Genomic DNA, 6,455 nt, shown 5'->3' with positions numbered 1-6,455 from the left:
GGGGTCGTCTCAGAAAACGGAAAATAAAGCACGCTAAGCGTGCGTGGAGGCTGGCACCCAGCGGTACAGCGTCGGAATGGACACGCCGAGGTTCTTGGCCACGTCCTTGGGCGGCACCCCGCTGGCCAGCAGCTTCTTGGCCGACTCGATCTTGCTGTCGGTCATCTTCGGCTTGCGGCCGCCTTTGCGGCCGAGCTGCTTGGCGACTTCCAGCCCGGCGCGGGTGCGCTCGACGGTCAGCTCGCGCTCCATTTCGGCAAGGCTCGCCATGACGTGGAAGAAGAACCGCCCGGATGGTGTGCCGGTGTCGATGGAGTCGGTGAGGCTCCTGAACTGGACACCGTGCTTGTGCAGATCGCCGACCAGATCGACCAGTTGCTTGACCGACCGGCCCAGCCGGTCGAGCTTCCAGACGACCAAAGTATCGCCTTCGCGCAGCATTTCGAGCGTCTTGGCCAAGCCAGGCCGGTCTGCCCGCGTGCCACTCACCTTGTCCTCGAAGACCTTTTTACATCCGGCCTTGCTCAAGGCTTCGCGTTGCAGCTCCAGGTTCTGATCCTGCGTCGAGACGCGCGCATAGCCAATCAACATGGCTTGTCTCGCGCCCGGTCGATGCGTTCCTGCATCGCCTGCATCACTTCTTCGTGGGTGTACGATCTGGCGTTGGCGTCGGTGGCTTGCCGCAGGGCTTCCTCAACCTCGCGCGTCATCCGCTCGTAATCCTCCGGCCACAGCGCTTGCTCCATGCGCAGCGACGCCTGACCCAGCAGGTGCAGCAGGCTGAACAGCCGCATGTCGTTGGTGGCGACGATGCGCTCCCGAATCTGCTCCTGAATAGCTTCGCTAGCCCGATGCGCTTGTGGTGTGGCAGTCCCCTCGTAGTCAGCGGGGAATTCCGCTTCCTCGGCAATCCTTGCCCAGGCGCTGGCCAGCGCCTCGATGGTTGACGTGCTCATTTCCGCCGCTCCTGTGCTCTTTGGCGAATCAACCGGCCAAGGGGCCTCGACGCGAAAACCAGCAGCATCACGCCTATCGGATACCAGGTCGAGAAGACCACCAAGGCATCGAAGGCTGGCCGTCCGGTGTTGGTAGGCAGTACGGCGGTCACAGCCATCAACCCGCCGACCGTCCAGATGATGCGCCACACGTAGGGCATCACGCGGGGCACGTAGCCGTCATCGAAAGCGGTCTGGTAGTAGCGGCGCAGGCCGCGCTCGGCAAGCGCCTGGCGCTGCCGCTCCGACAGCGCATCCGTCCGGCCATACCAGCGCCGGAATGGTGGACAGCGCAGCAGCAAAGGGGTGAAGAGGATCATCACCGCCACGATCGCGACACCCCACGCCATGACGGCGCCGGCATCGGGCCGCTTGGCGTTCTCGATCACGGGCGCGAAGACGCCCGGAGCACCGATCATCCAGAACAGCGCAATGTGCTGATGGAAGGAGAGCTTCATTTGCTCATCCACTTGCGCAGCAGGCGCTTTTTCAGGGAGGCGCGTTCTTGCGGGTTGCGTCCCTTGTGATTGGCGATGCGATCCGCCGTGGCGGCCTGGCGCTTGACGGGCCAGTAGGAGCGGCCATCCTTGCCCATCGACCAGACGCTGCTGGCCTGGTTTTCCAGCAGGGGCAGATGGGCGCTCAGGGCTTCGGGCGACGCGCTGGTCAGCGCCGTGCGCTCACGGGTGCGCCAGCGCTGATGCCAGAGCTTCTTGTCCTCGCGCTCGCTGCCGCAGGTCGTGTGCCCGACGATGGGTGTTTTGCGGCGGCTGCGGCTCATAACGTAGTGGTCTCCAAGAACATTCAGGACTGATCCCAGGCGTCGATGGTCAAGACCTGATCGGCAGGACAGGCGGCTACGCGGTCGGGAACTGGATGGTGTTCAGTCTCATGCCGACCCCATTCGATTGATCGCGTCGCTTGCGGCACGCTGCGACGCAAGGAGGTTTGCGACCTGGTTTAGCAGCCGTGTCCGCTGCATGTCTGTTACCTATCTCCCCGACCGCTCATTGGACCAACTCCAGAGATTGGGCTCTATCGCTCAGCCAATACGAAACCGGCATTGGCTGATGCCACAACCGAGACGAACACAAATGGCTCGGTACCTGTATTTCGCGCCCCGTGCACTTGGCCCGGTCTTGCCACGGCTATCTCACCTTCCCTGAGGGCACGAACAATCCCATTGCCCTGAAAGTAATCAGCCATTCCCGACAAAACAGTCCACGTGTCTTGGCCGTGAGGATGAATGTGAGCCGCAATTTCCTGCCCGGGATGGACATGCCAAACCACGATAATTGAGTCTCGGGTTTCAAGCACAACGGAACGAATAGGCTCGCCTTCGGACGGCTGAACATACTCGGCTACAGAAAATATTCTCGATTCAACAGTCATCGGAGATCCCTCTTTCACAGTGCCCCCAGACAGGCTGGATATGAGTTCTAACTCGAATTTGAACGGGAGGCTGGTCGTGCGGTCGTGCAGTTGCCGATGAGCGTGTCGGCTGCTGCCTCCTTGCCCACCAGCGAACTCACGTCCGTTGCGGCCATCCAGAAGGTCTTGCCCGAGCGCGGCTCATAGGTCGCGGGATCGAACACGCCAGAGGGGCCGAACATCGGCGGCTTGATTGGTCATGGCTCCATGCCTTTGTCGTTACGGTCTTCATCGTCGGCATCCTGACGCACGGCGGGCAATTGCTGGAGCAACGCCGGCAGCCATTCCTGTACCGTCTCCCACACCACATCGAGGTTGATGTCGAAATAGCCGTGAGCCATGCGATTACGCATATTGCGCATGCTGCGCCACGGCACGTCGGCATGCGCCTGGGTGAACTCGACGTAGCCATCCATCACCTTTGTGGCCGCCTCGCCGATGACGATCAGGCTCATGATGACGGCCTGCTGGGTGCGCTTGTCGGCCAAGAAGTCGTCCTTGGCCATCCCTTCCACGAAGCTGCGCGCATCGGTTGCGGCCTGCTGAATGTGGTCGAGGTAATCGGGCAGGCGGTTCTCGCTCATATCGGTTGCGCCTCCGCGAGCACCTTGGCCCGGAACTTCGGCGGCAGGTCGCCGGGAGTCAGCAGATCGACGTCAACGCCGAGCAGCGATTTCAGTTCTTCTTCCAAATCGCCCAAGTCCAACAACGTGGCACCGGGCAGCGCATCGACCAACAGGTCGAGGTCGCTGCCATCCCGGTCGGTGCCATGCAGCACCGAGCCGAAGACGCGCGGGTTCGCGGCGCGAAAGCGGCCTACCGCTTCACGCACTGCGCTTCGCTTCATGTCAAGCACAACAGACGGTCGCATGCGCATCCTTTCTTATCGAAACTCGTTGAGATGATATGCAATCAAGAATAGAATTTCAAGAACTATTTTCGAGAATCGCAATGCCTTGATTCCCGTGCCGCGCCGGTTGCCTTGGCGGGCTTGTCACAAACCTACGTTTTCAAGAAGAAGGAAACCGCATGCCCCGCCGTTCGATCCTCTCCGCCGCCGAGCGCGAAAGCCTGCTGGCGTTGCCGGACACCAAGGATGAGTTGATCCGTCACTACACGTTCAGCGAAAGCGACCTCTCCATCATCCGGCAGCGGCGCGGCCCGGCCAATCGGCTGGGCTTCGCGGTGCAGCTCTGCTACCTGCGCTTTCCCGGCGTCATCCTTGGCGCTGATGAGCCACCGTTCCCGCCATTGCTGAGACTGGTCGCCAACCAGCTCAAGGTCGGCATCGAAAGCTGGGACGAGTACGGGCAGCGTGAGCAGACCCGACGCGAGCACCTGGTCGAGCTGCAAACGGTGTTCGGCTTCCAGCCGTTCACGATTGGCCACTACCGGCAGGCTGTCCAGTTGCTGACCGAGCTGGCCATGCAAACCGACAAGGGCATCGTGCTGGCCAGAGCCTTGATCGAGCACCTGCGGCGGCAGTCGGTCATTGTGCCCGCCCTCAACGCCGTCGAGCGGGCGAGCGCCGAAGCGATTACCCGCGCCAACCGGCGTCTCTACGACGCCTTGGCTGAGCCGCTGACGGACGTGCATCGCCGTCGCCTCGACGATCTGCTCAAGCGCCGCGACAACGGCAAGACGACGTGGCTGGCCTGGCTGCGGCAATCCCCGGTCAAACCGAACTCGCGGCACATGCTGGAACACATCGAACGCCTCAAGGCGTGGCAGGCGCTCGACCTGCCCTCCGGCATCGAGCGGCTGGTTCACCAGAACCGGCTGCTCAAGATCGCCCGCGAGGGCGGCCAGATGACGCCCGCCGACCTGGCGAAGTTCGAGCCGCAGCGGCGTTACGCGACCCTGGTGGCGCTCGCCATCGAGGGCATGGCCACCGTCACCGACGAAATCATCGACCTGCATGACCGCATCCTGGGCAAGCTGTTCAATGCCGCCAAGAACAAGCATCAGCAGCAGTTCCAGGCATCCGGCAAGGCGATCAATGCCAAGGTGCGGCTGTTCGGGCGCATCGGCCAGGCGCTGATCGAGGCCAAGCAAGCGGGCCGCGATCCGTTCGCCGCCATCGAGGCCGTCATGTCCTGGGATGCTTTCGCCGAGAGCGTCACCGAAGCGCAGCGGCTCGCGCAACCCGAGGACTTCGATTTCCTGCACCGCATCGGCGAGAGCTACGCCACGCTGCGCCGCTACGCGCCGGAATTTCTCGACGTGCTCAAGTTGCGGGCCGCGCCCGCCGCCAAGGACGTACTCGACGCCATCGAGGTGCTGCGCAGCATGAACAGCGACAACGCCCGCAAGGTGCCCACCGACGCGCCGACCGAGTTCATCAAGCCGCGCTGGCAGAAGCTGGTGATGACCGACACCGGCATCGACCGGCGCTACTACGAACTGTGCGCGCTGTCGGAGCTGAAGAACGCGCTGCGCTCCGGCGACATCTGGGTGCAAGGCTCGCGCCAGTTCAAGGACTTCGAGGACTACCTGGTGCCGCCCGCGAAATTCGCCAGCCTCAAGCAGGCCAGCGAATTGCCGCTGGCCGTGGCCACCGATTGCGACCAGTACCTGCATGACCGGCTGACGCTGCTGGAAACGCAGCTCGCCACCGTCAACCGCATGGCGCTGGCCAACGAGCTGCCGGACGCCATCATCACGGAGTCGGGCCTGAAGATCACGCCGCTCGATGCGGCGGTGCCCGATACCGCACAGGCCCTGATCGACCAGACGGCGATGATCCTACCGCACGTCAAGATCACCGAATTGCTGCTGGAGGTAGACGAATGGACGGGCTTCACCCGGCACTTCGCCCACCTGAAGTCAGGCGACCTGGCCAAGGACAAAAACCTGTTGCTGACCACGATCCTCGCCGACGCGATCAACCTGGGCCTGACCAAGATGGCGGAATCGTGCCCCGGCACGACCTACGCCAAGCTGGCCTGGCTGCAAGCCTGGCACATCCGCGACGAAACCTACGGGGCGGCACTGGCCGAGCTGGTCAACGCGCAGTTCCGACATCCCTTCGCCGGGCATTGGGGCGACGGCACCACGTCATCGTCGGACGGCCAGAACTTCCGCACCGGCAGCAAGGCCGAGAGCACCGGCCACATCAATCCGAAATACGGCAGCAGCCCAGGGCGGACGTTCTACACCCATATCTCCGACCAGTACGCGCCGTTCCACACCAAGGTCGTGAACGTCGGCGTGCGCGACTCGACCTACGTGCTCGACGGCCTGCTGTATCACGAATCCGACCTGCGGATCGAGGAGCACTACACCGACACGGCAGGGTTCACGGACCACGTCTTCGCGTTGATGCACCTGCTGGGCTTCCGCTTCGCCCCGCGCATTCGTGACCTGGGCGACACCAAGCTCTACATCCCGAAGGGCGATGCCACCTACGAGGCGTTGAAACCGATGATCGGCGGCACGCTCAACATCAAGCACGTCCGCGCCCATTGGGATGAAATCCTGCGGATGGCCACCTCGATCAAGCAGGGCACGGCGACGGCCTCGCTGATGCTCAGGAAGCTTGGCAGCTACCCGCGCCAGAACGGCCTGGCCGTCGCCCTGCGTGAGCTGGGACGCATCGAGCGCACACTGTTCATCCTGGACTGGCTGCAAAGCGTCGAGCTGCGCCGCCGCGTGCATGCCGGGCTGAACAAAGGCGAGGCGCGCAACGCGCTGGCCCGCGCCGTGTTCTTCAACCGCCTGGGGGAAATCCGCGACCGCAGCTTCGAGCAGCAGCGCTACCGGGCCAGCGGCCTCAACCTGGTGACGGCGGCCATCGTGCTATGGAACACGGTCTATCTGGAGCGGGCCGCGAACGCCTTGCGTGGCCACGGTCAAGCCGTCGATGACGGCCTGTTGCAGTACCTGTCGCCGCTCGGCTGGGAGCACATCAACCTGACCGGCGATTACCTCTGGCGCAGCAGCGCCAAGATCGGCGCGGGCAAGTTCAGGCCGCTACGGCCGCTGCAACCGGCTTAGCGTGCTTTATTTTCCGTTTTCTGAGACGACCCC

At 63.2% G+C, this 6,455-nt stretch carries 8 protein-coding genes; 1 reads left to right on the top strand and 7 read right to left on the bottom strand.

Annotation, left to right across the window (positions count from 1 at the left end; genetic code table 11):
• Positions 1-33: 33 nt before the first annotated feature.
• From FHP91_RS20845 to FHP91_RS20815, 7 genes are all read right to left on the bottom strand, one after another.
• A complete protein-coding gene (locus FHP91_RS20845) occupies positions 34-591 on the bottom strand; it encodes a recombinase family protein (RefSeq protein ID WP_003100847.1) in 558 nt (185 codons plus the stop codon).
• Complete coding sequence (locus FHP91_RS20840) at positions 585-956, bottom strand: hypothetical protein (protein ID WP_003100853.1); 372 nt, start codon at positions 954-956, stop codon at positions 585-587. Before FHP91_RS20840 ends, FHP91_RS20845 begins: the two co-directional genes overlap by 7 nt.
• Complete coding sequence (locus FHP91_RS20835; RefSeq protein ID WP_003100856.1) at positions 953-1,453, bottom strand: hypothetical protein; 501 nt, start codon at positions 1,451-1,453, stop codon at positions 953-955. Before FHP91_RS20835 ends, FHP91_RS20840 begins: the two co-directional genes overlap by 4 nt.
• Positions 1,450-1,776, bottom strand: a complete 327-nt coding sequence (locus FHP91_RS20830) for a hypothetical protein (RefSeq protein ID WP_003100858.1) — start codon at positions 1,774-1,776, stop codon at positions 1,450-1,452. The genes FHP91_RS20835 and FHP91_RS20830 overlap by 4 nt, the downstream gene beginning before the upstream one ends.
• A 254-nt stretch (positions 1,777-2,030) precedes the next feature.
• Complete coding sequence (locus tag FHP91_RS20825; RefSeq protein WP_003465043.1) at positions 2,031-2,387, bottom strand: cupin domain-containing protein; 357 nt, start codon at positions 2,385-2,387, stop codon at positions 2,031-2,033.
• 236 nt (positions 2,388-2,623) lie between these two features.
• The gene (locus FHP91_RS20820) at positions 2,624-3,010 is read right to left on the bottom strand and encodes a HepT-like ribonuclease domain-containing protein (protein ID WP_003100872.1); all 387 of its coding nucleotides are present in this window, start codon (positions 3,008-3,010) and stop codon (positions 2,624-2,626) included.
• Complete coding sequence (locus FHP91_RS20815) at positions 3,007-3,273, bottom strand: nucleotidyltransferase family protein (RefSeq protein WP_016487057.1); 267 nt, start codon at positions 3,271-3,273, stop codon at positions 3,007-3,009. The genes FHP91_RS20820 and FHP91_RS20815 overlap by 4 nt, the downstream gene beginning before the upstream one ends.
• Before the next feature lie 182 nt (positions 3,274-3,455).
• Here FHP91_RS20815 and FHP91_RS20810 point away from each other — a divergent pair, with 182 nt between their 5' ends.
• On the top strand, positions 3,456-6,422 hold the full coding sequence (locus FHP91_RS20810) for a Tn3-like element ISPa38 family transposase (RefSeq protein ID WP_015065644.1): 2,967 nt from the start codon (positions 3,456-3,458) through the stop codon (positions 6,420-6,422).
• The last annotated feature ends 33 nt before the right edge of the window (positions 6,423-6,455 follow it).

This window comes from Denitromonas halophila (genome assembly GCF_007625155.1).
Lineage (GTDB): Bacteria > Pseudomonadota > Gammaproteobacteria > Burkholderiales > Rhodocyclaceae > Nitrogeniibacter > Nitrogeniibacter halophilus.
Note: the sequence above shows the minus strand (reverse complement) of the source record. Positions and strands in the feature narration are given on the sequence as shown.

What these genes read in the sequence shown, in the direction of transcription:
- FHP91_RS20845 (WP_003100847.1), bottom strand. Translation starts at nt 591, where the DNA reads ATGTTGATTGGCTATGCGCGCGTCTCGACGCAGGATCAGAACCTGGAG.
- FHP91_RS20840 (WP_003100853.1), bottom strand. Translation starts at nt 956, where the DNA reads ATGAGCACGTCAACCATCGAGGCGCTGGCCAGCGCCTGGGCAAGGATT.
- FHP91_RS20835 (WP_003100856.1), bottom strand. Translation starts at nt 1,453, where the DNA reads ATGAAGCTCTCCTTCCATCAGCACATTGCGCTGTTCTGGATGATCGGT.
- FHP91_RS20830 (WP_003100858.1), bottom strand. Translation starts at nt 1,776, where the DNA reads ATGAGCCGCAGCCGCCGCAAAACACCCATCGTCGGGCACACGACCTGC.
- FHP91_RS20825 (WP_003465043.1), bottom strand. Translation starts at nt 2,387, where the DNA reads ATGACTGTTGAATCGAGAATATTTTCTGTAGCCGAGTATGTTCAGCCG.
- FHP91_RS20820 (WP_003100872.1), bottom strand. Translation starts at nt 3,010, where the DNA reads ATGAGCGAGAACCGCCTGCCCGATTACCTCGACCACATTCAGCAGGCC.
- FHP91_RS20815 (WP_016487057.1), bottom strand. Translation starts at nt 3,273, where the DNA reads ATGAAGCGAAGCGCAGTGCGTGAAGCGGTAGGCCGCTTTCGCGCCGCG.
- FHP91_RS20810 (WP_015065644.1), top strand. Translation starts at nt 3,456, where the DNA reads ATGCCCCGCCGTTCGATCCTCTCCGCCGCCGAGCGCGAAAGCCTGCTG.